Raw genomic sequence first — 25,660 nt, forward strand, 5'->3', positions numbered from 1 at the left:
GGATGCGGATCGGAGTCGTGTCGGATACGCATATGCCGCGCAAAGCAAAGGCCTTGCCGCCTGCACTTTTGAAAGCTTTTCGCCGGGTGGATATGATCATTCATTTGGGAGACTGGACTTCCATGGATGTACTGGACCAGCTTGCTTTGCTGGCTCCGGTTGAAGGGGTGGCAGGCAATAACGATCCTGCGGAGATAGTCCGCAGATTTGGATACCATAAGGTGATCACGGTAGGCGGGGGAGCCGTAAGAATCGGCCTCACTCATGGCTTTCTGCCGGAAGGTCGGGGGACCGCAAAAGACAAGGCGCTTCGAACGTTTGCAGCCCAGCCACTGGACGCGATCCTTTTCGGCCATTCCCATCAGCCCCTGCTTGAACGGAAGGATGGAATTCTGCTGTTTAATCCGGGATCGCCGACCGATAAACGGAGACAGCCGAGGTATTCGTTCGGCATTTTGGAATGGACAGAGAGCGGACTGAAAGCAAAACATCATTTTTTTGATTCCAAAGTTTAGAGTCCTGAAAACGGACTCTTTTTTTGATTGACGGATAATTGACCACCATTTAATATAGGAATAATACATCGGTGAGCGGGATTGCATCCCTTCACACCTTCTTGCTTTAATACTTTCATCTGTAAAAGCGGTAACAGGATCATGCTTTCATGGCCTAAATCTTTCAGGCCGACATTATTAAAATGAGAGAGGGGTTTTTTAGAATGAAAAAGAGGAACAAGCTAAGCATGTTTTTGGCGGTGACGGCTCTATTGATCGGCGTTGTGGGCTGCGGAAACAACTCGGCGAAGACGCCGGACTCCGCTAACACGAACACCGGCGCCGGAAACGCGGCAAAAACGTCGAATGAAGGGGCTGCCAATGATACGGCAAAAGGCTCTTACAAAATCGCAATCTCGCAGTACGTCGAGCATCCGTCCCTGGATGCAACCCGGGAAGGTTTCATGGCGGCGCTGAAAGATGCGGGCTTGATTGAAAAAGAAAATCTGACCGTAGATTATAGCAATGCCCAAGCCGATCCTACGAACAATATGTCCATTGCTCAAAAGATCGCAGGTGAGAAATATGATCTGGTTCTGGGGATCGCTACGCCTCCGGCTATCGCACTCGCCGGGCAAGTGAAGAATTCTCCGGTTTTATTCGCAGCTGTGACAGATCCGCTGGATGCGAAGCTCGTCGATAATTTGGAGAAACCGGGCGGCAATATCTCCGGTGCCTCCGATACGAATCCGGAAGCGATTACGAAGCTGATGAATTTCATCGCCACGAACTTTAAAGATGTGAAAAATGTAGGCGTCGTACTCAATCAGGGCGAACCGAATGCGGTTGTCATGGCTGATCTTGCCGAGAAGGAATTGGAGAAGAGCGGCATTAAAATGGTAAGAGCTGCGGTAACCAATACTTCCGAGGTAAAACAAGCTGCGGAATCTCTTGTAGGCCGCGCAGACGCCATCTATATTACCCTGGATAATACGGTTGTCGAAGCCGTCAATTCGGTCATTAAAGTGGCAAACGATAACGATATTCCTTTCTTCTCCGCAGACCGTGATACCGTTGAAAATGGAGCTTTTGCAACTGTAGGCTTCAAATATTTCGACCACGGCTATCAAGTCGGCCAGATGGCAGTTGAAGTACTCAAGGATGGCAAGAAGGTGGGCGACATGAGTGTGACAGTTCCCGACAAGCTGGATCTGATCCTCAACTTGAAAGCCGCTGCAGAGCAGGGCATTGAAGTGACTGACGCCATGAAAAACGAAGTGCAGGATCAGGAGAACAATTTGATCCAATAGGGCCTTGCCTAAAATGTAGGAGGAATACATCATGACGATCCAAATGCTTGGAGCCCTCGAATCCGGATTGCTGTACGCCTTGATGGCGCTTGGCGTTTACATTACGTTTCGTATCCTTGACTTCCCGGATTTAACGGTTGACGGGAGCTTTACAACGGGCGGTGCGATCGCCGCGGTTATGATCTCGGGGGGAAGCTCTCCCTGGATCGCTACCCTTGCCGCCGTGCTGGGCGGCCTGGTTGCCGGAGCGGTAACCGGATTGCTGCACACGAAAGGGAAAATCAATGGACTCTTGTCCGGGATTTTGATGATGATCGCACTTTATTCGATTAATATGCGGATTATGGGTAAGCCCAACATCAGTTTGCTTGGCGAAAATACGGTGTTTAACTCCATTGCGCCACTAATTTTGATGCCGATTATCGTCGTAATTGTAAAAGTGCTGCTTGATCTGTTTCTGCGTACCGACCTCGGGTTGGCGCTCCGCGCGACCGGGGACAATCAGCGCATGATCCGCAGTTTCGGAACACATACGGACAATACGATTATTCTGGGGCTCAGTATTTCCAACGGATTGGTGGCATTGTCCGGTGCGCTGATCGCCCAGCAATCCGGCTTTGCCGACATCTCTTCGGGGATCGGAATGATCGTAATCGGGTTGGCTTCCGTCATTATCGGCGAGGCGATCTTCGGAGCGCGGACCGTATTCTTCGCCACCTTAGCGGCCGTGCTCGGTTCCATCGTCTACCGTGTGGTCGTAGCGCTGGCTTTGCGGATCGACTGGCTGGAACCGACCGATTTGAAGCTGATTACGGCGGTGATTGTAGTAATCGCTCTGGTAGTCCCATCCGCACGCAGGACGTGGAAGCAAAAGAACATGGCGCGTATCCGCTCTGAGGAAATGATCTCAATGCCGGACCGTAAACAAGTGGGGGGTGGGCTCTGATGCTGCAACTGAATCATGTATCCAAGCTGTTTCATCCCGGTTCCCCCGATGAAAAGATCGCTCTGATCGACGTGAATCTTGATTTGCGTCCAGGCGATTTCGTAACGGTCATCGGCAGTAACGGGGCCGGCAAGTCCACACTCATGAATATGATTTCCGGCGTATTGAAACCTGACGCAGGTGAGGTACGGATCGACGGTCAGGAAATCAGCCATTTGCCGGAATATCGGCGCAGCCGTTGGGTAGGCCGGGTATTCCAGGACCCGATGGCCGGGACGGCGCCGCATATGACGATTGAGGAGAACCTCGCGATGGCTTATTCCCGGGGGAAATCCCGCGGCTTAAGCTTCGGAGTCACTTCCAAACGGCGCGGTATGTTCCGCGAGCAGCTTAGCCGCCTAGGCATCGGTTTGGAAGGCCGCCTCAAAGCGAAGGTAGGCACCTTGTCCGGCGGGGAACGCCAGGCGCTCAGCCTGTTGATGGCGACGTTCACGGAGCCGCAAATCCTTTTGCTTGACGAGCATACAGCCGCACTTGATCCGGCCCGTGCAGAGCTGGTTACCCGGCTTACGCAAAATATCGTCAGCGAGCTGAAGCTGACGACCCTCATGGTTACCCATAACATGGAGCAGGCGATCCGTCTGGGGAACCGGCTCATCATGATGGATGCCGGTCGGATCATTCTTGACGTTGATGATGAAACGAAGCGCGATTTGACGATGGAGCGCCTGATCGGCGAATTTGAACGCATCAGCGGGCATAAGCTATCGGATGACCGCGTGGTCCTCGGCTCCTGAGACATTATTAAAAGCCTATTGCTGAACGGAATTTCCCGTCTGGCAATAGGCTTTTTTCATAGCTTGCACCGCTGCAAGATCATCGCACACGTACGCTGCTGTCCCGCCGGATTCCGTCTCTCAGCAGCCAGATATGGAAGGCATATTCGAATATGCCAAGCACGAGGGCGGTCGATAAAATCTCGCCCATGGAGAGGGTCCAGGCAGCATTGGCGGAAATAGCCCAAATAAATGCGAAAGCCAACACCCCGTCTGTGAGGGTCGCAATCATATTGTTGGTCCGCGGAAGGATGAACAAATCGCCGAACAAATAAGCCAAAGCGGATAGTGCAACCGCCGTAAGAAGCGAACCGATAAAAGAGGCGTTGCTGAGAATCATCATCATGGCAACGACGATGACTCCGTTTCCGAGCAGCTTCACCAAAATTTTATCCATGATTTCACCTCCTTTAAAAATGCCGAAATGTGTTTAATATACCGCATAGGTTCTCCCGGTTCATTACCTCGTATGCATAGTGAGCGAAACAGAAGGCCGGGATGCATTTAACGATTCATCCGCGGGGACATTAATCAGGAAGATCGGAAAGGAGAATGTGCATGGTCTATGATTGTATTATAGTGGGCGGCGGAATCGCCGGATTACAGGCCGCCATTCAATTAGGCAGATATGACCGCCATCAAGTGCTTGTTATCGACGCGGGGGATGGCAGATCGGTTATTTGCCGAAATTACCGCAACATCCTGGGGTTTCCGGACGGCATTTCGGGTCCGGAGCTCCGCAGCCGGGGGCAAAAGCAGGCTGAATCTTTAGGGGTTTCTTTCAAACACGACCGGATCTTGCACGCGGAACAAACCGATGAACAGTTTAAATTAACAGGAGCGAACGGGACGGAATATAGAGCTGCAACTCTGCTGCTGGCAACGGGAGTGATGGACCGATTCCCCGATATTCCCGGACTTCTGTCTGTTTTGGGTTCCACGGTGTATATTTGTCCGGATTGCGATGGACATGAAATTCAGAACCGGCGTACGGTGCTGATGGGTTCAGGGAATGCCGGCGCAGATATGGCAATGATCCTAGCGGATCGGACGAAGGAACTGGTTTATTTGAACCATGAATCAGAAACGGTATCCCCTGACAGAAGAGAACGCCTGAAATCGCTAAACATCGGATATGAGGAGGGGCAAATAGCTGAAGTGATAATAGGGAGTGAAGGAAGCGAAGGAGATATTAAGGCAGTGGTGATGACGAATGGTCGCAGTTTCGAGGCGGAACGGGGATTTATCGCATTCGGAGGGAATCAAGTACATTCCGAGCTGGCCGGTCAGCTCGGAATCGCACTGAGTCATAATAAGCATATCGAAACCGATCCCCGCAGCAAAGAGACTAATATCGCGGGCGTATTTGCGGCCGGAGATCTGGGCGTTCATGCGGAGCAGGTTACCGTTGCCATGGGGGAAGGATCGATCGCCGCGATTTGGATTCATAAAGCATTGAGTACATGATATAATCATTAAAATGGAAGGGGATGAAGTGATGATACTTGAGGTAGCCGAGCTGCGCGTGAAGCCCGGAACTATCAATGATTTTGAGAGCAATTTCCGCAAAGCTTCCAAAATTATTTCTCAGATGCACGGGTACATAGACCATGAGCTCCATAAGTGTGTAGAAACTGCGGATAAATATATTTTACTCGTAAAATGGAACTCCATTGCGGATCATGAAATAGGCTTCAGAAAATCACCTCAATACGAGGAATGGAAGGCTTTGCTGCATCATTTTTACGATCCCTTTCCGACGGTAGAACACTATGTACAGATCAGAAATTGACGGTTACACGATTGAAGACGCCAAGCGGACCGATCTGGGAGCCATCGTATCGATCTACAATGAAACGATTGCCGGGCGGATGGTGACTGCCGATCTGGAGCCGGTTACCGTGGATGGCAGGCTCCGCTGGTTCGAAGAGCACACTCCAGATTCAAGGCCGCTTTGGGTCATGAAATCCGGTGAGGAGATCGTCGCCTGGCTTAGCTTTCAATCTTTTTACGGAAGACCGGCATACAATTCGACTGCGGAAATCAGCATCTATATTTCGGGGAATCATCGCGCCAAAGGTCTAGGAAGCATCCTGCTGAAGAAGGCCATCGAGTTTAGCCCGAGGATTTCCGTAAAGACGCTCCTTGGTTTTGTGTTTGCACATAATGAGCCAAGTCTTTCCCTGCTGCGTAAATTCGATTTCGAAGAATGGGCCTTTTTACCGCGGGTGGCCAACCTGGACGGGGTTGAACGCGATTTGGTCATTTTGGGAAGAAGAATAGACGGGAACGAGGAGAATGGAGAAGGACTACATTGAATGAGTGGATTGAACAATTTACCGGGTGGCTGCTCGAAGTCACTCAGATCGAAGGCTTCTGGATTTTACTGATTACGATTCCTCTTGCCTTGATCCAAGGCATCATCGGCATTTTTCCGTTTGCCACAATCGTTATGGTGAACATTTCCGTACTCGGCGTGATGAACGGGTTGCTGGCCAGCTGGATCGCCGGTTCGGTAGCCGGGATGGCCGTATACATGATCTGCAAATTTCTGTTTTCCGACTGGTTTAACCGGAGGTGGCTGTCCAAGCTGCAAAAATACGAGCGCTGGCAAAAAAGCCTGAACCGGTATGGAGTCTGGGCCGTTATCTTCTTACGCACGGTTCCGATCATGCCTAATAATCTCATTTCATTTATGTCGGCGGTATCCAGTTTGAAGACGATATCCTACACCTGGTCCAATATGATCGGCAATCTGTCAAGTATTTGGCTGTTCGGAATCCTTAGCGCATCGATTGTGTTTCCGAATATGGACCTCCGTCTGCTGATTTTGTCCTATGCTATATTTTTACTGGCCCTGCTCGCCGCTTTTTTTGTAAGACAACGTTTTATGATGAAGAAAGACCGCGGTATGACCGTGTAAACCAACACTGCTGCATTTGCATCGCCTGTGCGTATAACTGGAAGTTCGGAGGAACACTTTATGGTTATATATGAAGTGTAGAATGTATCCGAACCAAGGAGGGACCGATTTGGCGGTTCAACAGGAAAGAAAAATGGTAACTGACTATGGAGATCCAGCCGTAACCGGGGGGATCTCTGTTTTTTCGCGTGAATTTGATAAAGCCTACCGGTATGACGGCAACGATCTGGGTTCGATATATAGTCCGGAACAGACGCAGTTTCGACTTTGGGCACCAACTGCTTCGGAAGCCAAGGTGAGATTATATCCGAATACCGAGAGCGAATCGTTTGAGGAATTTGTGATGACCCGGAGCGAGTCGGGGACTTGGGTATTGACGGTGAAGCGCGATCTGGACCAGGTATTATATACTTTTGTCGTCCGGATCGGGAGCAACTGGAACGAGGCGGTAGACCCTTATGCCAAAGCGGTAGGAATCAATGGGGACAAAGGGGTTATCCTGGATTTGCAGCAGACCAACCCTCCGCGCTGGACCCCGGATAAGCCTTCGTTTGTCTCTCCAACCGATGCCGTGATATATGAGGTGCATATCGGAGATTTCTCGCTACACCCGGAGAGCGGGATACGGCATAAGGGGAAATACCTGGGTTTCACGGAAACGGGAACAAGGGGACCGAAAGGCATTCTAACCGGACTGGACCATTTTGAAGCATTTGGGAATCACCCATGTGCAGCTTCTTCCGGTTCAGGATTTTGCAAAAGCCAGTGTGGATGAAGAAAAGACCGCAGCGCCAGACAAGGAGAATTTGCAGTACAACTGGGGATACGATCCGAAAAACTATCATGCGCCGGAAGGCTCGTATGCCAGTGATCCTTTTCAGCCCAGAATCCGGATCCGGGAGCTGAAGCAAGCCGTCCAGGCGCTACATGAACAGGGATTACGGGTAATTCTGGATGTGGTCTACAACCACGTTTACGACGGATACATTGCTCATTTCACGAAACTGGTGCCGGGTTATTATTTGCGTTACAAGAAGGACGGGAGCTTCTCGAACGGATCGGGCTGCGGCAATGATTGTGCTTCCGAGCGGTTCATGATGTCTAAATATATTATTGACTCCGTTGTTTACTGGGCAACCGAATACCGGGTGGACGGGTTTCGATTCGATCTGATGGGCTTGCTTGATGTCGACACGATGAACGAAATCCGCCGGAGATTGGATGAAATCGATCCGTCTATTCTAGTGCTCGGTGAGGGATGGATTATGGAGACGGAGCTTCAGGCTGAGCGCAGGGCTAATTTACAGCAAGCCGGCAGGATGCCGGGCATTGCCCATTTTAACGGGGAGCTTCGAAATGCGCTTAAGGGAGATATTTTCAAGCCTGATCAAACTGGCTTCGTGAGCGGATGGAAAGGGCTGGAGCCGGAAATCATGAAAGGCGTCGTCGGATCGATTTCCTATAACAATGAAGTGCACGGATTTGCGTCTGAGCCGACGCAGTGCGTGAATTTTGCCGAATGTCACGATAATCATACGCTATGGGATAAACTGTCCTGTTCCGCCGCGAAAGCCGATGAAAATGAACGCAGGCGAATGCAGCGTTTGGCTGCGGGAATTGTGCTGACCAGCCAAGGTATCCCGTTTCTTCATGCGGGCCAGGAATTTCTGCGTACCAAGGGCGGGATGGGCAACAGCTATCAGGCTCCCCCGGCCGTAAATCAACTGGATTGGCCCCGGTGTGCGGCATATCAGGATGAAGTTGAGGCCATTCGGAAGATGATCGAACTGAGGAAACGGCATCCTGCTTTCCGATTGAAAACCGCAGCAGAGATTTCCCGGCATCTTCGGTTCGAGCCGACAGCGGGTGCGGAATCCGCCGTTGCTTTTACGTTAAGGGAACATGCAGGAGGAGACCCGGCCCGGAATTTATATGTTCTATATCATGCTTCATCTTCATCACAAACCTTTTCTTTACCGGAGCTGGGGAAATGGGAAGTATCTTTTGGCGAGGATATCGTGACAGAACTACATTCCGGTCATTTAAATGTGAAAGGGATCGGTATGGTTGTGCTGTCAAATTTTTTGTGAAAAAAATAGCATTATTTGCTAAAATAAGATGCAAGATATGAGATAGAAAAATTGATTTTGAGGATGAGTGGGGGAATACAAATGAATACTGCTGAAATTGCGCCTAAGCCCAAACAGCGGAAGCTGCTAATGAGCGCCGGCCTCAGCTGGATGTTCGATGCGATGGACGTAGGCATCATTTCGTTTATCGCCGCGGCACTGGCGGCCGAATGGAGCCTGACACCGCAGCAGACCGGGTTTTTCACCAGCATTAATTCGGTCGGCATGGCGTTCGGCGCGGCGATCGCCGGCATCATGGCGGACAAGTACGGCCGCAAAGCGGTGCTGCTTTGGACGCTCCTTATTTTTTCGATCGCCAGCGGTTTGTCCGCAGCGGCAACCGGGTTTGCGGTATTATGCTTGCTGCGTTTTGTAGCCGGCTTCGGTCTGGGTGGGGAGCTGCCCGTGGCGTCGACGCTTGTATCGGAATCGGTAGCGGCAAAGGACCGGGGAAGAATGGTAGTTCTGCTGGAAAGTTTCTGGGCCGCCGGATGGATTTTATCTGCTTTGATCGCCTATTTCGTCATTCCGAAATTCGGCTGGCAGGCCGCTTTTCTGATCGGGGCGGTACCGGCTCTCTACGCGCTCTATTTGCGCAAATCGATTCAAGACCCGCCGCGGTTTACTCAGAACATGGCCGGGGGCAGGCAGAAAAAGCTGTCGGTCCGGGAACGGTTCGTATCGGTTTGGGCTGGACCGCACAGACGATCTACGATTATGCTTTGGATCCTTTGGTTTACAGTCGTTTTTTCGTATTACGGCATGTTTCTGTGGCTTCCTAACGTTATGATGCTCAAAGGCTTCAGCCTGGTGAAGAGCTTTGAATACGTACTGATTATGACGCTCGCGCAACTGCCGGGATATTTCACGGCCGCTTATTTTATCGAAAAATTCGGCCGGAAATTCGTGCTTGTCGTGTATTTGCTGCTGACTGCGGCAAGCGCTGCCTGGTTCGGCAATGCGACAAGCGAAGGCATGCTCATTGCGGCAGGAATCTGTCTGTCGTTCTTTAATCTTGGAGCATGGGGCGGGATGTACGCTTATACGCCCGAATTATATCCGACCCGGGTTCGTTCTACGGGAGTAGGTTTGGCTGCTTCCTTCGGCCGGGTGGGAGGCATTATCGGCCCTTACCTTGTCGGTATGCTGGTTGCCCGGCAGGTGTCCATCGGTGCAATATTCTGGATCTTCTTCATTACTATCCTGGTTGGCGCCGTGGCGGTATTGCTGCTGGGAAGCGAGACAAAGGGCAAGGAGTTAACGGACTGAACCTTTAATTATTGTTTTGAATGTTCATAAATAAATAAACTCCACAGACCTTCGCCAGGAAGATTTGTGGAGTTTTGTTTTGCTTTTGCAGTTATTGGTCCAGGCTGGAGGTGTCCAGGCTTTCTCCTGGTTTGAGCACATGGCCGATGATGTTTTTGTGTTTTAATTGATCCACAAATTTCGCTCCGTCTTGGGCGACGAGTCCGAAGGTATTGTAGTGAATAGGGACGACATGCTTGGGATGAAGCCATTCGGCCGCAAGCAGCGCATCCTCCGGTCCCATAGTGAAATAATCACCGATCGGCAGGAAAGCAAGATCGATCTGTCGCCGGTCTCCGATCAGCTTCAAGTCGCTGAACAATGCCGTATCGCCGGCATGATAGAGAACGAATCCGCCGAGATCCAGCAAGATTCCTGCTGCTACGCCCAGATACACATTGGTGCCGTCAATCTCTACGGATGAGCTGTGGAGGGCGGGGGTCAAGGTCAATTTCCCGAACGGGAAAACGAACGATCCGCCCAGATTCAAGCCAGCGGTTGTTAATCCTTTGTTTTTGAAGAAGTCAGCCAACTCCACAATACCGATGATCGTGGCCCCGTTGGCTCTGGCAATAGCTTCAGCATCTCCGATATGGTCGAAATGTCCATGGGTTAGGAGTACATAATCGGCTTTGATTTCATCGGCTTTGGCCGAAGCCACCGGATTTCCTGTCAGAAAGGGGTCGATGATGAGTGTGAATTCGCCCGTATCGATAAGCACGGAGGAATGTCCCAAATAAGTCAGCTTCATAATTATCACTCCTATGGAAAGGTTTACACTACCTTTTCATTATATCGGGTCAAGCTCCTCAAGTCATGGTCTATAGGTTAAAATATAGGCAGACTCAAATACATATTAAGGGGGAACGAGATGACAACTTCCTTATTGGATCGGCTGAAGGCGGAGAAAATCATTGCTATCCTGCGCGGTGTGCCGAAGGAGCAGGGGAAAGCTGTTGCCGAAGCGCTTAGCTTGGGAGGGATTGTGTTTGCCGAAGTGACGTTGAATACGGAAGGCGCGCTAGGAATGATCTCAAGCTGGAGGGAGACATTCGGAGAACGGATGAAGATTGGGGCAGGCACCGTGCTGGACCTCGAGGAGGCCAAAGAAGCGGTCCGGGCTGGGGCGGAATATCTGGTTTCCCCGAATCTGGATGAGGCGGTTGTGGCTTATGCGCTTGAACAAGGAATAGCCGTTTTTCCCGGAGCGATGACGCCTACGGAAATCGTGAAGGCCTGGAAAGCGAGAGCGACTGCGGTGAAGGTGTTTCCGATGGCCTCTCTTGGAGTGGGTTACCTGAAAGAGATAACCGCCCCGCTCGACCGGATTCCTTTGATTGCGACGGGAGGCGTGCGTCTCGACAATATTCATGGATTTTTAGAGGCGGGTGCTACAGCGGTCGGATTAGGCGGATGCCTGGTAAATCCTGCTCTCATTCGGGAAAAGCGTTACGAAACGATCACTCAGAATGCAGCGGATATGGTTGGCGCGGTAAGATCTTGGCGTCCGGGAGATCTTAACTAACACCGGGCTATTGCGACTGGCAAATCGACAGTTAAAGCAGTTGCCAAAATGTAAAAGGGACTGCCTACAGGTCTTATTGACCCGTAGGCAGTCCCTTTCGTTTACTCAGATCACTCATTTTCGGGCCAAGACACGGTAACGGTATGCGGACGGTCATAAGCGGAAGCCCAATAATATCCCTGGGCGGCGATCCGTTGCGGCCAGAAGCCGACAAGCCCCGCTGCCTTAGGTAGCGTTTCGGAAGTAGCGGTGGCGGATCCGGCAGCATTTGTGATCAGATCTACATATTTTCCGCCGTTGTAGGTAAACCGGCCATGAACGTCAGCAGTAATTCCTTCGCCGGTTTCCAGATCGATGACTTGTAGCGTTACTTTTCCCTGCGTGCCGTTAAACACGATGTTCATGTCCCCGATAATCATAGGGCGCAGGGTCGTATTTCCGGTCACGGCTGAAACTTCGCTAGAAAGTGGACCGATGTTCCCGCTGATATCGACGGCGGCTACCTTGTAATAATAAACGGAGTTAGGAAGCAATCCGGTATCGCGATAAGTCAGGTTTCTCGACGTTCCCCCGATGTTGGAATCATCCGGCGTAAATCCGGGCTCGGTGCCGCGGTAAATAATATACTCCTCAATATCGGAATCGTCGGAGGCTCTGCCATAGGAAAGTTCAATGGTACTGAAATCGAACGCAGTGGCTTGCGGTTCCCTGCTTACTCCGGTAGGAGGAGCTGTATCCGGCGGATTCATGGTCCACTTAAATCCACTAGGTCCCCAAGCGGAAGGAAGCCAGCGTATCGAGTCATAATGGTGCATCGCAATGCCGCCGAAAGCCGGATCTCCGGAAAAGGCAGTATAAACTTTATCCAGTTCACTCTCCATATAGGTCCGGCCTTCCTCCCGGAATGTGATTGTTTCGGGGTCTCCGCTGTTGGCAATGTCCAGCGTTTCTACCCCTACGATGACCGAATCCGGTTTCCCGATCGCATTGGCATAGGCAAGCTCGGCCTGAGCCTGAGGTATAATGCCAGGGCCGCCCTCGGCGGTGTCCCGGTAATCCATGATTGAAATATAATCGCTGATGTCCTGTACATGCTCGGACAGCCACTTGGTCTGACCGTTCCAGGTAATATTGCTGGAAGTGTCGCTGCTATCAAACCATCTTGGGATCGCCGGGCCGAAAGGAAGGTCAATGCCGGCGGCGTCTCTGCGCTGAATCATTTTTTGAAGCACATCTAAATATTGAAGCTGTACGGCCGGTTTATCGGTCTTAAACTCAGGTAAAATATAAGGCTCGATATCGACATTCACCCCATCAAACTGCTCATCTGCGGAGGAGGAGAGGTTGTAATTGATGACCTTTTCCATCTCATGGATTGCATTGCCGTGATATGGAGCCAGGGCGCCATAATAGGGAGGTACGGTTCCTCCGGCGATACAGGCGTGGACCCGATAGCCGTTGTCATGCGCCCACTTTACGAACTCCCGGACAGCCTCAGGCTGGTCTTCAAGGATGTCTACACCCTCATACGGAAAAACGCCGATATAAAAGGTGGTGATCGGATCGGAGCCGAAGGTTCCGGTATCATCGGCAAGCGCTTTTAACGCCGATTTGGAGCCCGGGTTCAAAAAGAGATTGTAGGCGGCTTTTTCCCAGATCCACATCGCACGGTCTTGCTTTTCAAGTGTAACCGGTTCGGGAGCCCAGTTCCCGGTATGAGCATAAACCGTAGTGCTCCGGCCTTCATTGCCGAATTCGTCGAAGGCCCTTGCCTCCAGACTGGAGGTCCGGTTACCGAGATTTTTGGCGTCCCATTTGAATTGATAGTGGTTCCCGGTTTGCTTTGCTTTCATCCATGGCCCGCCGTTGATTCGAATCTCTACCAGCTCAACGGAATTCTTGGCGTCGACGGTGATTTTTACAGGGACCGAGCCGTGGACGGTTTCATCGTCCGAAGGATTTGTAATCTTCACAACAGGGAGGCTGGCTTCGGGATTATTGACATACACCGATGTCGTAGCCGTGGAGATTCCATAACGAGACGAACTCTGCACTCCCTTGGCAATCAGCGAGATGTTGCCGTCGTATTTGGATACGTCGACATCCGCATACCAAGTGCCGCTTTCGGGTCCATTTAAGTCCTCTCTTACGGAGTTAAGCTGTTCGGTTCCATTAATAATCAATTTGATGTCATAAGTTTCGGTATACCCTCCCGTAACCCGCAGCCATCCCGGAGGTACCTGATCACCTTCCGCCGGAGAATCGATGGTCAGCATGGATTCGGCGTGAGCGTAGGGGATCTGAGCCACGAGGATAAAAGAGAAGCAAAGGAATAGAGAAGCAGTCAACCCTTTGAAAATCAATGAACCTACAACTTGATTCAATAAGGCTTTCTTTTGTTGACGAATCGGCATGAATACCCCTCGCTTTCTATCCGGAATAATTGTAAACGTTTACAATTGTATTGTAGCCGTAGTATTTTTCTTAGGGCAATAACCGTTTAATGACCTTTAATATAATGGAATGAAAAATGAAGCATTAAAGAGATATGACGTAAATGAGAGAGTTTAACCATTATGAAAACGCTCCCGTTTCATATAATTGGCAATTGCAAACTGTTTTTAACCGGTTGCCTGACTTTACTGGATTCGGCGCCGGAGTTATGATTCAATCCATGAAACAAATATAATACCATTTGTCGATCGCTGAATTTCCCGGCAACGGGAAAACGGGGGAACCAAATTGCGGCGCATCTATCTTGGCTCCTAGGCCAAGAAGCCGTTTCGTTCGTTTGCCGTCTTTAATGTGAGAGTTAAAGACCGCAAACGGACAGGGGTGAATCCCGGACGGAAACCATGGATTCCGTTCGGGTAGGGCGACTCTCACCGCCCGAATCCGACAGCTAACTTCGTAAGCGTGGATGAAGAGAGGATGGGTGAACTGTCAGCCGTATGAGTAGGCCACAGAGCGCCAAGGTGCCTCTGTGGTTTTTTATTGCCTAAATTGAAAAATTGACTGAAATTGTTATGAAAAATCGAAATGAAAAATAATGTCTTTTTCGCTGAATTCTGCGAACGCAGAAGCGGGGGAACCAACGAAACGCCGATCTGGGATCGGAACGTTTCATGGGGTGAATCGCCGGAAATATCCTTAATTTCCAGCGTAGGGCGACTCTCGCGCCCGAATCCGACAGCTAACCTCGTAAGCGTAATTGGGAGAGGCAACCGCCATAAGCTCACCATGGTTATGAACACCATGCCAGAAGCTGCGGAAAGGTTCCTTCCTTTCCTGCGGCTTTTTTGCTGTGCAAAGTACTGGATTGAGCTTACTAGTAAAGTCTACCTCACCAGGAGGAGCTTTAGGTCTTGCTATTATCTGAGGGAGGAAACAAAGGTGGAGGAAGATTGTATCCTCATTGCTGCGCCAAATCAGGCAGGGCTGAATTTTGTACGGCTGCTGTTGTCTAAGCGGCGGAATGTTGCGGTTCTCGTGAACAACAAAACTGAGGAGAAACGGGCTCGTAAATTGGGGGCGGTTCAAGTGATCCGGGTGAAGACGGAGGATGAAAAAACTTGGAGGATTCCCGAATTTCGGATCGGGAGGGTCTTTATTTTTGAAACTACGCTAACTTTAACATGTCGATATTTGCAGTTATGCCGTCAATGGACATCGAGTCCAATAATCGTGATTACGCCGGAGCGGCATCCGAGAATGATTTACAAGGGCCTTGGAGCGACTTATGTGATTCATTCCGGTTCCTGCGAGGTCGGATTTTTAGCAAACGGCATTCCGGAAACCGGGGATTAACAGGAATTAAAGGAGGGGGATACGCCATGATAGGGATCGGGTTGGTCGTCCTGTTCGTATTTCTTTATTTGATCTATGCCTTGATTCATCCTGAGAAATTTTAAAAAGCCTACTTTTGAGGGGGATCCCAATGGATTTAGTGCAAATGTTAGTTGTGATCGGCGTCATCATTGTACTGGTGAAACCGCTGGGCACTTATTTATACCATGTGTTTTCCGGGGAATCGAACCGTACCGACAACATATTCGGAGGTTTCGAAAGACTGATCTATAAGCTGGTCGGTTTCAAACGCCGTGAAGGCATGAGCTGGAAAAAATACGCCTTTAGCATGATTGTGACGAACGTCGTTCTGGTGGGAGTAAGCTATTTGGTTCTGCGGATTCAACAGTTTCTTCCCTTGAATCCTAATGGGATGGGAAACATGGAATCGTCGCTTTCATTCAATACGGTCATCAGCTTTATGACCAATACGAATCTACAGCATTATAGCGGAGAGTCGGCCCTGTCTTATTTCTCTCAAATGGCCGTCATTACGATGATGATGTTTACCTCAGCCGCCAGCGGCTTGTGTGTAGCGATATCATTTATCCGCGGTTTGACGCAGAGAGGGCAAACGATAGGAAACTTCTTTGAAGATTTTATTAAAGCACATGTCCGTGTATTTCTGCCGTCAGCTTTGCTCGTTACCTTAATTCTCGTGGCACTGCAGGTTCCACAGACGTTGGACCCGACCTTGACGGTTCATACGCTGGATGGCGCGTTGCAGCGAATTTCGATGGGGCCCGTCGCCTCGCTCGAGTCGATCAAGCATTTGGGGACGAACGGCGGGGGATTTTTCGGAGTGAACTCCGCACATCCGTTTGAAAATCCGAACGGTTTGAGTAACGCCGTGGAAATGTGGTCGATGTGGATGATGGGTGCTGCATTGCCATACACATTCGGATTGTTCGCCAAGAATAAGAAACAAGGCTGGGTCATTTTCTCCGCCATGATGATTCTATTTCTCGTCTTTTTATCCACCGTCTATTTCTCGGAAAAAGCGGGGAACCCGGCAATCAACGCACTGGGTATCGATGCTGCACAAGGAAGCATGGAAGGGAAAGAAGTTCGCTTTGGGATCGCCGGATCCACGCTGTTTACCACTGTAACGACGGCCGCTACGACAGGGAGTGTCAACAATATGCATGATACTTTAACGCCGCTCGGCGGGATGGTTCCGTTGGTTCAAATGATGCTGAACGTCGTATTCGGCGGAAAAGGCGTCGGCCTTATGAACATGATGATGTACGCCATTCTAGGTGTGTTCATTTGCGGCCTGATGGTCGGCCGGACGCCGGAATTTCTGGGCCGCAAAATCGAGGCCAAGGAAATGAAGCTGATCGCCATTGCGATATTGGCGCATCCGTTTATCATTCTTGTGCCGACTGCGATCAGTTTTATGACGGATCTGGGGCAAAGTGCAATCACGAACCCCGGTTTCCATGGTTTATCTCAGGTGCTGTACGAATACACTTCCTCTGCCGCAAATAATGGGTCCGGCTTTGAAGGACTGGCGGACAATACACCGTTCTGGAACATTACGACCGGGCTGGTCATGTTGTTTGGGCGTTATGTTTCCATCATAGCCTTGCTGGGCGTTGCGGGTTCCTTGATGTCCAAGGAGCCGATTCCGGAAACGATCGGTACCTTACGTACCGACAACCGCCTGTTCGTCGGCATATTGATTGGAACGGTGCTCCTTATCGGTGCGCTCACTTTTTTACCGGTCATTGCTATGGGCCCGGTTGCCGAGTTTTTAACTTTAGGATAAGCGAAAGAGGGGTTAAAGGATGTCGAACAGTCGTAAAACTATGCTTACTGGTCCAATCATTCGTAAGGCTGCGGCGGAAAGCCTGGTCAAGTTGAATCCGGCCACAATGATGAAAAATCCCGTCATGTTCGTGGTCGAGATCGGAATGGGGATCGTACTGCTCCTTTTGCTGTTTCCGAACCTGTTCGGTTCCGGCAATGGATTCGGATTTAATTTGTCGGTGTTCTTGATTCTGCTCTTCACGGTGCTGTTTGCCAACTTTGCTGAAGCTTTGGCGGAAGGGCGGGGAAAAGCGCAGGCTGATTCGCTGAAAAAGACGAAGCAAGAGGTAACTGCAAATAAGCTTGTAGGCGGAGCGCTTCGCGAAGTGCCATCTACGGACTTACGCAAGGGGGACATCGTCGTTGTTGAACAAGGCGAGATGATTCCCGGCGACGGAGAAATTATCGAAGGGCTAGCCTCTGTGGATGAGTCTGCGATCACCGGGGAATCCGCCCCGGTCATCAAGGAAGCCGGCGGTGACTTCAGTTCGGTGACCGGCGGCACACTGGTCGTGAGCGATGTCATCGTTGTGCGGATCACCAGCGATCCCGGAGAATCGTTCATCGATCGTATGATCTCGCTGGTCGAAGGCGCGAAACGGCAAAAGACGCCGAACGAAATTGCTCTGAGCACGCTGCTTACCGTACTGACTCTGATCTTCTTGATCGTAGTTGTCACGTTAAAGCCGATCGCTGACTTTTTAAACATTCCGCTTGAAATTCCCGTCCTCGTGTCTTTGCTCGTTTGTCTCATACCGACGACCATCGGCGGCCTGCTGTCCGCCATCGGCATCGCAGGCATGGACCGGGTCACCCGGTTCAATGTGTTGGCGATGTCAGGTAAAGCGGTGGAAGCGGCAGGGGATATCAATACGATGATCCTGGATAAGACCGGAACGATCACGTACGGGAACCGTATGGCATCGGAGTTCCTTCCTTCGCAAGGGGAACAAGAGAGCGAGCTTGCCGCTTGGGCGGCGATAGCGTCCCTCCGGGATGAGACGCCGGAAGGCCGTTCCGTCATCGAGTTTACGAAGGTGCGCGGATTTACATTTGACGCGGAAATGGCTGAGGGCGGAGAAATTGTGGAGTTCAAGGCGGAGACGCGGATGAGCGGCATCGACTTGAAAGATGGCCGCAAAATCCGTAAGGGAGCGGTAGATGCCGTGCGCGAATGGGTTCAAGCACAAGGCGGAACCATCCCGGCCGATTTGGAACAGAAGAGCCAACACGTTGCGACAGAAGGCGGAACTCCGCTTGCCGTTGCCGTAGACGGCCGGATTTACGGGATTATTTATTTGAAGGACACGGTGAAACCGGGAATGAAGGAACGCTTTGATCAACTGCGGAAGATGGGCATAAAAACAATCATGTGTACGGGGGACAATCCGCTGACGGCGGCAACGATCGCCCGTGAAGCCGGGGTCGACGATTTTATCGCCGAGAGTAAGCCCGAGGACAAAATTGCGGTGATCCGCCGTGAACAGGCACAAGGCAAACTCGTCGCCATGACCGGGGACGGCACGAATGATGCTCCGGCGCTGGCCCAAGCGGACGTCGGCCTGGCGATGAACAGCGGTACGGTGTCGGCGAAGGAAGCAGCCAATATGGTCGATCTCGATTCCGATCCGTCCAAGATCATCGAAGTGGTTGCCATCGGCAAACAGCTGCTGATGACCCGCGGCGCGCTAACCACGTTCAGTATCGCAAATGATATTGCCAAGTATTTTGCTATTATTCCGGCAATGTTCATGCTGGCTGTACCGCAAATGAATACCCTGAATGTCATGGGGCTCGGCTCCCCGTTATCCGCAGTCTTGTCGGCCTTGATTTTCAATGCGGTTATTATCCCGTTGTTGATACCGCTCGCGATGCGCGGCGTCGCCTATAAACCGATGAGTTCACAGCGGCTGCTCTCCAAAAATTTGCTGATCTATGGAGTCGGTGGTGTCATAGCCCCGTTTATCGGCATCAAGTTGATCGACCTGGTGGTTCATTTGTGGATTTAACAAATATGCAGACCGGTTTGCTTCGGCAAACCGGATCCCCTTAAAAATTGGAAAGGGAGTTTTCCTTCATGAATCATATCCAAACTCAAGATACCAAGAGCGCTTCATTGACAGCTTCATTCGGAACTACTTTTTGGGCCGCCTTGCGGTTCAGTCTTATTTTGATCGTTATTTGCGGCGTTCTTTACCCGCTGGCAAGCACAGGTTTAGCTCAGCTGTTGTTCCCTCATCAGGCTAACGGAAGTCAGTTGAAGAATAGCGAAGGAATCGTTATCGGCTCCGAGTTAATTGGCCAATCCTATACGGACCCTCAATGGTTCCAAGGCCGCGTGTCGAGCATTGAATACAATGCCGAAGGGTCGGGTTCTAACAATTATGCACCCTCGAATCCTGAATTGATGAAGCGGATGCAGGCCTCGTTGAACGATTGGTCCAAGAATAATCCGGATATACCGGTAAACTTGGTCCCTATTGATTTAATTACGAACTCCGGGTCAGGGCTGGACCCGCATATCACCAATAAAGCCGCAGAAGTTCAAATTTCTCGTGTAAGCAAGTTGTCCGGAGTTTCGGAAGAGAAGTTACGAGATCTTATCAAAGAGGCTTCACAAGGTAGGGATCTGGGGATATTCGGCGAACCGAGAGTAAACGTACTTAAGCTGAATTTGGCTTTACAAAAGGAAATGGCCGGAATGAGCCGATGATAGGAGCGAAATGCCAGCGATGACGACCTTTCGCAGAAAAACGCCGGAAGAGCTGCTGGAATCGATCGAGCGGCTAAAGCATGGAAAATTCAAAATATTGATTGGAGCCGCCAGCGGTACGGGAAAGACCTACCAAATGCTTAGGGAGGGTCAGCAGTTAAAGGAGCGGGGTATCGATGTCGTGATCTGTGCGGTGACGACACTGCAACGACCCGAGACAGTAGAGCAACTTGCCGGATTGGACCGGATTCCAAGTATCCATTGGATGAAGAATGGTGAGGAAAAAAAGGATTTGCCAGTGGAGGAGCTTGTTAAGCGGAATCCGGAGGTGGTACTAGTCGATCATCTGGCACATCGCAACCGGCCTGGGGCTAAATTCAACACCCGGCTTGAGGACATCCTGTTTCTGCTCAAACAAGGAATCAGCGTGATTACCACGATCAATGCTTATGAGCTGGCAGGAGCGGATGAGATAGCACTACAGCGAACCGGTATTCAGGCAGAAGAGACTATCCCGCCGGGGACACTGGATCTGGCGGATGAAGTCCGGTTGATCGATGTTGCGCCGGAAACGGTGATGAAACGGATCGAAGCGGGATTGCTCGGAAAAAAGGTACATCCATCGATTTGCCGCCGCGACAATCTGGCGGTATTGCGCGAATTATCGTTGCGGTTAGTAGCCGAAGGCGTGAATGAGTTGTTGAACCGCCATCGTGAAACAGAAGGACTGTCCGGTCCTTCCGGGGCCTCGGAACGGATTCTCGTTTCGGTGCAATATCACTGGAACGCTTCAATCTATATTCGCCGGGGACAACAGATTGCCAAACGTCTGGGCGGTGATTTATTTGTGGCCAGTTTCGTGAAGCCAGGAATCAAGCTTACGAAGGAGCAGGAGGCTTTTAAACGCTCGATTGTTAAACTCTGTAGTAAGATTGGCGCCCAGTTTACGGAGTGGCCTTTGCCGGGCCGCCGTCTTTTGCCGGTCAAGCTGAAGGAATTGTCAACCAGAATGGGGGTGACGAGGATTGTAATGGGGCACTCCAAACTGAGCCGGTTGCAGGAAATCTTTAAAGGCTCCGTCATCCATGGATTACTGCGCAAGCTAACGCATACCGATTTGTTCCTGATGGCCGACCGGGCGGATACAGAAGGAGAGCGTATTATGCCGATACGACATCATGAATACGAACAAGGCCTCCCGAATGCAAATGCTAAAACATTCCGCAGGCATACTCCCGAAGAAGCGGAGCAGCAGAAGATACGGCTTAACCGGGGGACGTTCAAGGTGTATATTGGAGCTTCGCCAGGTGTCGGTAAAACCTATACCATGCTTCGGGAAGGAAACCTGCTGAGAAGCAACGGGGTCGATGTTGTCGTTGGGCTGCTTGAAACGCATGGGAGACGCGAAACGGTCGCACAGCTTGGTGGTTTGGAGATCATTCCACGGCGCAAGGCGGTATACCGGGGATCACAGTTGGAAGATATGGATACGGAAGCTGTGCTAAGTCGCTACCCCGAGGTCGTTTTAATTGACGAACTGGCCCATACGAACATCCCCGGAAGCCTGCACGTGAAAAGGTACGAGGATATTCTTCAAATTTTGGATGCTGGTATATCCGTCATTACCACGGTAAATGTGCAGCATCTTGAGAGCCTGAACGATGCGGTAGAGCAGGTGACAGGGGTACGGGTAAGGGAAACCGTACCCGATGATTTACTTCGGAAGGCCGATGAAGTGGAATTGATTGATGTGACTCCGCAGATGCTCCAACAGCGATTAAGAGAAGGCAAGATTTATGCTTCTTCCAAGGTAGATCAAGCATTGCAGTCCTTCTTTAAGATCGGGAATTTAATCGCTCTGCGTGAATTGGCGTTGCGGGAGATCGCCGATGATGTCGACGAAAGGCTGGAGTCCTGGGATCGCGGAAATTCGCTCCGCGGTCCTTGGCGAAGAAAAGAATTGATCTTCGTATGCGTAGACAAAGGCCCGAATGCCGAGAGGATTATTCGGCATGGATTCAGGCTTGCTTACCGCCTGAAGGCGGAATGGCATGTCGCGTTTGTGGATATACGTAAACAGGCTTCCCTACAAGAAGATCAGGAATTGTTACAAATAAAAAGATTAACGCAACGGCTTGGAGGGACATTTGATCTGTTGTCCAGCCCTCGGCGTTGCAGGATAGCCGATACGCTTTTATCGAAAGCGGACAAATTAGGAGCTACTCAGATTATAATGGGGCAGACGCGCAGACGTTGGCAGAGATGCTTGAGTATCAGTCCCGCTATTGGACTTGGCGTAATTCGAAAATCAACCGCCCGTGATGTACTGATTGTGTCAAGGAATAAATAGGCTGGCCTAATGAAATACAAAACCCCGGCCATATCCGATATTTACGGATTCTGACCGGGGTTAATGTTTTTAATTTATTGGCTTGTCCCGTTGAACCAGGTCCATCCATCCGACCAGGTCATGCACGGCTATTCCGCCAAAGGACGAATGAGTGGAGGCTAACTTCTCAAGCTCAAGCATTTGTTCATTCAGAACGCCGTTACCTTCCTCATAGAAAGTAATGAAGTTGCCTTCAGAGGAGGGCTTTGTTTCCACGCCGGTGTACACCTTTTTGTTCAGCCGCTCTCCTTCTAAAAGCTCGCCCTTGGCCGTATTATAAATGGCGCTGGCATTGTCGCGGTAAGACATCAGCGTAACGGATTCAAAGCGGGAAATCATCCAGGAACTTAAGGTTTGATCGCTGTCCGGAACCTTGTAGTTGTCATTGTCCAGCCAGAAAGGCAACGCTGCGGAAAGAGGCAATTCTGCCGCGTTCGCCTGTTCTACGAGATCGTCGATATTTTTCTGCCATTGCCCGACCAGGGAAGCCCAGTCGGTCTTCCATTGCGGAAGCAGGTACGGCTCGATATCGACGTGAATGCCTTTTAACTTTTCATTGGGAGCAGCTGTGGCCTGGTAATCGTTAATCCATTTCATAAAAGCATCCAATTTGGGTTTGCTAGTAGCAAGGGCCCAGTCCGGGGCACCGTTTAGCGCATGGACCTCGATTCCTTTCTCGCCAGCCTGACGGATGAAGCTCTTGTAGGAAGCAGGTTGCACTTTAGTGCTTATTTGAAGATAAATAATATCGATTCCTTGGGATTCGGAAAAATCAAGAAGTTCGGCTGGTGAAGTTTGAATTAGTTGGGTATGCCAGAGCCAGGTCGTCTTGGTCAATGTGCTCGTCTCTGGTTCTGCCAAAGCCGGTTTCAGCGCATAACCGAAAGACGAAATCATTAGAGCACATACCATGCTCAAAGTAAATCTGCGGAGGAAGGATCCTGTTTTCAAGAGAAAGTACACTCCTTTATAGAAATAGTAAGTTCGTTCATTGCGGGATAGGAGCAACGTAGAGACATGATGAGAGGATTCTCTTATAATCGGGTTATTCCAGGCCTAACCTCCTGCATAGCATGTATTATCCCGTATTTAAGCCGAATCTTGTCCCGGAAATCCGGGAATGATTTGCGACCTGAGAAAGGGGTATGTTATTATATTCGTCATAAATGGCACATAAAGCCATAGGACTTATGGATTAATTCGTAATTGTAATTGGACTTTTTTATTCGGGGTAACCTAAGCCATGGAATATTTGCTCCTCATTGTACGTAGAACTTCTTTAGCTTCAAAATCCGATGATCCGGTTAATCAGGGAATAAGGACGGAAGACGAACGGAAAAGGGGGCAATGGGTCCATGAAAATTATGATCACCCAGCATGAAGCTCTGGAAAAAGGCATATGGAAACAAGTGATGAGCATGTTCGGAATTACAAATGATGATGAGATCTGGGAGACGGAGCAATTTATACTTACAGAAGAACAGGCCAAAGAGCTTGGGTTGATTCGCTGAGACAGCTAAGAAGCAAATGGGAGGCAATACGTTATGAAGGTGGAGATTTGGTCGGATTACGCTTGTCCGTTTTGTTATATCGGTAAAAGAAGATTCGAAAAAGCGCTGGAGCAATTCCCTCATAAAGATGAAGTGGAAGTTGTGTTTCGCAGCTTTGAGCTGGATCCTTCCTCTCCGAAGGAAATCAGGACGAGTATGCAGGAGATTTTGGCAGCAAAATACGGGATGTCGTTGGATGAGGCGAAAGCAGCCAATGACCGTGTTGCGGGGCAAGCTTCGGAAGAGGGGCTGGTTTACCGGTTCGACACTATGATTCCGACGAATACGTTTGATGCTCACCGCTTGACTCATTATGCGGGGGAGCAAGGAAAAATGGCCGAGATGTCCGAACGGATATTTAAAGCTTATTTTACGGATTCTCTACATATCGGCGATATGGATACACTTAATTTTCTGGCCCAAGGAATTGGATTAGATGGAAAGGAAACAGCCGATATATTAGCGTCTGACGCCTTTGCGGATGAAGTTCGGAGAGATGAACGGTTGGCTGGAGAAATCGGGGTCCGCGGGGTGCCGTTCTTTGTCTTGGACGAGAAATATGCGGTATCTGGAGCTCAGCCGTTGGAAGTTTTCCAGAAAGCACTGCAGCAAGTGTGGGAAAAGCGCACGGAACAGCAGGATTAATACCGAATTATATGAAGAAAATAAAAAAACGCTGATCTCTATAGACCAGCGTTCATTTCCATTAGTAAAAAATGATCTTGTAAAGCCATAATAAATATGTTAAAATGACGGATAGTCAAATCAATGGGCTAACTTAATCAACATCGCTTATATAATAGCATATTAGCACTAATTTGTCAAATAGAGTATACCGTTGTTAGAGAAAAATCTTGTTATTCTTTTCCATTTATTAGGGTGGGGGTCTGAGCCATGACAGAGGATTTGACAAAGCGCAGTGAACTTGATTTTACAGATGACCTTACGCTGCCGCCAGGCGTAAAAATCGATGATCCGGTCCGTATGTATTTAAAGGAAATCGGACGGGTACCTCTTTTGTCCGCCGATGAGGAAATTCAACTCGCTCAACGCATCGAGCAGGGGGACGAAGAGGCCAAGCGTCGTCTGGCTGAAGCGAACCTGCGGCTGGTCGTGAGTATTGCCCGGCGCTATGTAGGGCGCGGTATGGTCTTCCTGGATTTGATTCAGGAAGGAAATATGGGCTTGATTAAAGCGGTTGAGAAATTTGACTACTCCAAAGGCTTCAAATTCAGCACCTATGCGACATGGTGGATTCGTCAAGCCATTACAAGAGCGATCGCCGACCAAGCGAGAACGATCCGGATTCCGGTGCATATGGTGGAAACCATTAATAAGCTGATTCGTGTATCCAGACAGCTTCTGCAAGAGATCGGGCGGGAACCGACGCCGGAAGAAATCGCCAAGGAAATGGATCTTACGCCTGAGAAAGTTCGGGAGATTATGAAGATCGCCCAAGAACCGGTTTCCCTGGAAACGCCGATCGGTGAAGAGAACGATTCCAATCTGGGTGATTTTATCGAAGATCATGACGCTCTGGCTCCGGCGGAGGCAGCCGCTTATGAGCTTTTGAAAGAACAGTTGGAAGAAGTGTTGGATACGCTAACCGAGCGGGAAGAAAACGTGCTCCGGCTGCGCTTCGGTATGGATGACGGCAGAACACGGACCTTGGAGGAAGTGGGTAAAGAGTTTGGCGTAACCCGGGAACGGATTCGTCAAATCGAAGCCAAGGCGTTGCGGAAGCTCAGACATCCAAGTCGCAGCAAGCGTTTGAAGGACTTTATGGAATAAGAGCGTAAAGTACGACCACATATGAAGAGGAAAGCATTCCTTGACCCGGCCGATTGAGCCGCTAGGAAAAGGGGCTTTCCTCTTTTTA

At 50.2% G+C, this 25,660-nt stretch carries 24 protein-coding genes, 1 pseudogene and 2 riboswitches; of the genes and pseudogenes, 21 read left to right on the plus strand and 4 right to left on the minus strand.

The features are described 5' to 3' along the window. Positions 1-2: 2 nt before the first annotated feature. The 4 genes from NYE70_RS03700 to NYE70_RS03715 all read left to right on the plus strand — a co-directional run bounded on the left by NYE70_RS03700 (position 3) and on the right by NYE70_RS03715 (position 3,547). A complete protein-coding gene (locus NYE70_RS03700; RefSeq protein WP_341045024.1) occupies positions 3-515 on the plus strand; it encodes a metallophosphoesterase family protein in 513 nt (170 codons plus the stop codon). A 203-nt stretch (positions 516-718) separates the two neighbouring features. After that, positions 719-1,804 (plus strand): ABC transporter substrate-binding protein, encoded by a 1,086-nt coding sequence (locus NYE70_RS03705; protein ID WP_211024030.1) that lies wholly within the window; start codon positions 719-721, stop codon positions 1,802-1,804. A gap of 31 nt (positions 1,805-1,835) precedes the next feature. Then, on the plus strand, positions 1,836-2,750 hold the full coding sequence (locus tag NYE70_RS03710; RefSeq protein ID WP_211024032.1) for an ABC transporter permease: 915 nt from the start codon (positions 1,836-1,838) through the stop codon (positions 2,748-2,750). Further along, on the plus strand, positions 2,750-3,547 hold the full coding sequence (locus NYE70_RS03715; protein ID WP_290408191.1) for an ABC transporter ATP-binding protein: 798 nt from the start codon (positions 2,750-2,752) through the stop codon (positions 3,545-3,547). Before NYE70_RS03710 ends, NYE70_RS03715 begins: the two co-directional genes overlap by 1 nt. 79 nt (positions 3,548-3,626) lie before the next feature. Here NYE70_RS03715 and NYE70_RS03720 read toward each other — a convergent pair whose 3' ends face one another. Next, positions 3,627-3,983, minus strand: a complete 357-nt coding sequence (locus NYE70_RS03720; RefSeq protein WP_211024036.1) for a DUF2512 family protein — start codon at positions 3,981-3,983, stop codon at positions 3,627-3,629. Between the two features lie 161 nt (positions 3,984-4,144). Between NYE70_RS03720 and NYE70_RS03725 the strand changes: the two genes are divergently transcribed. From NYE70_RS03725 to NYE70_RS03755, 7 genes are all read left to right on the plus strand, one after another. Beyond that, positions 4,145-5,053, plus strand: coding sequence for an NAD(P)/FAD-dependent oxidoreductase (locus NYE70_RS03725; RefSeq protein ID WP_341045027.1), 909 nt, complete (start codon positions 4,145-4,147; stop codon positions 5,051-5,053). A 31-nt stretch (positions 5,054-5,084) separates the two neighbouring features. Further along, positions 5,085-5,378, plus strand: coding sequence for an antibiotic biosynthesis monooxygenase family protein (locus tag NYE70_RS03730; RefSeq protein WP_211024040.1), 294 nt, complete (start codon positions 5,085-5,087; stop codon positions 5,376-5,378). Next, the gene (locus NYE70_RS03735) at positions 5,359-5,904 is read left to right on the plus strand and encodes a GNAT family N-acetyltransferase (protein WP_290408189.1); all 546 of its coding nucleotides are present in this window, start codon (positions 5,359-5,361) and stop codon (positions 5,902-5,904) included. Before NYE70_RS03730 ends, NYE70_RS03735 begins: the two co-directional genes overlap by 20 nt. Further along, complete coding sequence (locus tag NYE70_RS03740; RefSeq protein WP_341045030.1) at positions 5,901-6,509, plus strand: TVP38/TMEM64 family protein; 609 nt, start codon at positions 5,901-5,903, stop codon at positions 6,507-6,509. The genes NYE70_RS03735 and NYE70_RS03740 overlap by 4 nt, the downstream gene beginning before the upstream one ends. 82 nt (positions 6,510-6,591) lie before the next feature. After that, positions 6,592-7,284 carry a hypothetical protein gene (locus tag NYE70_RS03745; protein WP_341045032.1) on the plus strand — a complete coding sequence of 231 codons (693 nt, stop codon included), beginning with the start codon at positions 6,592-6,594 and terminating at the stop codon, positions 7,282-7,284. Continuing rightward, the gene (gene pulA / locus NYE70_RS03750) at positions 7,214-8,599 is read left to right on the plus strand and encodes a type I pullulanase (protein ID WP_341045033.1); all 1,386 of its coding nucleotides are present in this window, start codon (positions 7,214-7,216) and stop codon (positions 8,597-8,599) included. Before NYE70_RS03745 ends, pulA begins: the two co-directional genes overlap by 71 nt. 81 nt (positions 8,600-8,680) lie before the next feature. Then, complete coding sequence (locus tag NYE70_RS03755) at positions 8,681-9,907, plus strand: MFS transporter (RefSeq protein ID WP_341045034.1); 1,227 nt, start codon at positions 8,681-8,683, stop codon at positions 9,905-9,907. Positions 9,908-9,998: 91 nt separating this feature from the next. Here the strand turns inward: NYE70_RS03755 and NYE70_RS03760 are convergent, their stop codons facing one another. Further along, positions 9,999-10,697 carry a metal-dependent hydrolase gene (locus NYE70_RS03760; RefSeq protein WP_341045036.1) on the minus strand — a complete coding sequence of 233 codons (699 nt, stop codon included), beginning with the start codon at positions 10,695-10,697 and terminating at the stop codon, positions 9,999-10,001. Between the two features lie 120 nt (positions 10,698-10,817). Here NYE70_RS03760 and NYE70_RS03765 point away from each other — a divergent pair, with 120 nt between their 5' ends. Then, positions 10,818-11,471, plus strand: a complete 654-nt coding sequence (locus NYE70_RS03765) for a bifunctional 4-hydroxy-2-oxoglutarate aldolase/2-dehydro-3-deoxy-phosphogluconate aldolase (protein ID WP_341045038.1) — start codon at positions 10,818-10,820, stop codon at positions 11,469-11,471. 110 nt (positions 11,472-11,581) lie between these two features. Here the strand turns inward: NYE70_RS03765 and NYE70_RS03770 are convergent, their stop codons facing one another. Then, positions 11,582-13,885 (minus strand): Ig-like domain-containing protein, encoded by a 2,304-nt coding sequence (locus tag NYE70_RS03770; RefSeq protein WP_341045039.1) that lies wholly within the window; start codon positions 13,883-13,885, stop codon positions 11,582-11,584. 279 nt (positions 13,886-14,164) lie between these two features. Further along, positions 14,165-14,403, plus strand: a riboswitch (cyclic di-AMP (ydaO/yuaA leader). 117 nt (positions 14,404-14,520) lie between these two features. Beyond that, positions 14,521-14,694: riboswitch (cyclic di-AMP (ydaO/yuaA leader) on the plus strand. Positions 14,695-14,864: 170 nt separating this feature from the next. Between NYE70_RS03770 and NYE70_RS03775 the strand changes: the two genes are divergently transcribed. From NYE70_RS03775 to NYE70_RS03795, 6 genes are all read left to right on the plus strand, one after another. Further along, positions 14,865-15,278 carry a hypothetical protein gene (locus NYE70_RS03775; RefSeq protein WP_290408183.1) on the plus strand — a complete coding sequence of 138 codons (414 nt, stop codon included), beginning with the start codon at positions 14,865-14,867 and terminating at the stop codon, positions 15,276-15,278. Between the two features lie 26 nt (positions 15,279-15,304). After that, the gene (locus NYE70_RS25990; protein WP_354006027.1) at positions 15,305-15,382 is read left to right on the plus strand and encodes a potassium-transporting ATPase subunit F; all 78 of its coding nucleotides are present in this window, start codon (positions 15,305-15,307) and stop codon (positions 15,380-15,382) included. Between the two features lie 26 nt (positions 15,383-15,408). Beyond that, positions 15,409-17,088 (plus strand): potassium-transporting ATPase subunit KdpA, encoded by a 1,680-nt coding sequence (gene kdpA / locus NYE70_RS03780; protein ID WP_290408182.1) that lies wholly within the window; start codon positions 15,409-15,411, stop codon positions 17,086-17,088. Between the two features lie 19 nt (positions 17,089-17,107). Then, on the plus strand, positions 17,108-19,138 hold the full coding sequence (gene kdpB, locus NYE70_RS03785) for a potassium-transporting ATPase subunit KdpB (RefSeq protein ID WP_290408181.1): 2,031 nt from the start codon (positions 17,108-17,110) through the stop codon (positions 19,136-19,138). Positions 19,139-19,206: 68 nt separating this feature from the next. After that, positions 19,207-19,842, plus strand: a complete 636-nt coding sequence (gene kdpC / locus NYE70_RS03790) for a potassium-transporting ATPase subunit KdpC (RefSeq protein WP_290408180.1) — start codon at positions 19,207-19,209, stop codon at positions 19,840-19,842. A 19-nt stretch (positions 19,843-19,861) separates the two neighbouring features. Continuing rightward, positions 19,862-22,192: a histidine kinase gene (locus tag NYE70_RS03795; RefSeq protein WP_290408179.1), complete on the plus strand. Its 2,331-nt coding sequence runs from the start codon at positions 19,862-19,864 to the stop codon at positions 22,190-22,192. 69 nt (positions 22,193-22,261) lie between these two features. Here NYE70_RS03795 and NYE70_RS03800 read toward each other — a convergent pair whose 3' ends face one another. Then, positions 22,262-23,182, minus strand: coding sequence for a hypothetical protein (locus NYE70_RS03800; protein ID WP_290408178.1), 921 nt, complete (start codon positions 23,180-23,182; stop codon positions 22,262-22,264). A gap of 404 nt (positions 23,183-23,586) precedes the next feature. On the opposite strand from NYE70_RS03800, the gene NYE70_RS03805 reads away from it, so the two are divergent. From NYE70_RS03805 to rpoD, 3 genes and pseudogenes are all read left to right on the plus strand, one after another. Next, positions 23,587-23,742 (plus strand): hypothetical protein, encoded by a 156-nt coding sequence (locus NYE70_RS03805; RefSeq protein WP_213654240.1) that lies wholly within the window; start codon positions 23,587-23,589, stop codon positions 23,740-23,742. Between the two features lie 33 nt (positions 23,743-23,775). After that, a complete protein-coding gene (locus tag NYE70_RS03810) occupies positions 23,776-24,426 on the plus strand; it encodes a DsbA family oxidoreductase (RefSeq protein WP_290408177.1) in 651 nt (216 codons plus the stop codon). Between the two features lie 282 nt (positions 24,427-24,708). Then, positions 24,709-25,572, plus strand: a pseudogene (rpoD, locus tag NYE70_RS03815) (RNA polymerase sigma factor RpoD); the annotation flags it as partial. Between the last annotated feature and the right edge of the window lie 88 nt (positions 25,573-25,660).

Origin of the sequence: Paenibacillus sp. FSL R5-0407, from assembly GCF_038009185.1 — a bacterium.
Classification (GTDB): domain Bacteria; phylum Bacillota; class Bacilli; order Paenibacillales; family Paenibacillaceae; genus Fontibacillus; species Fontibacillus vini.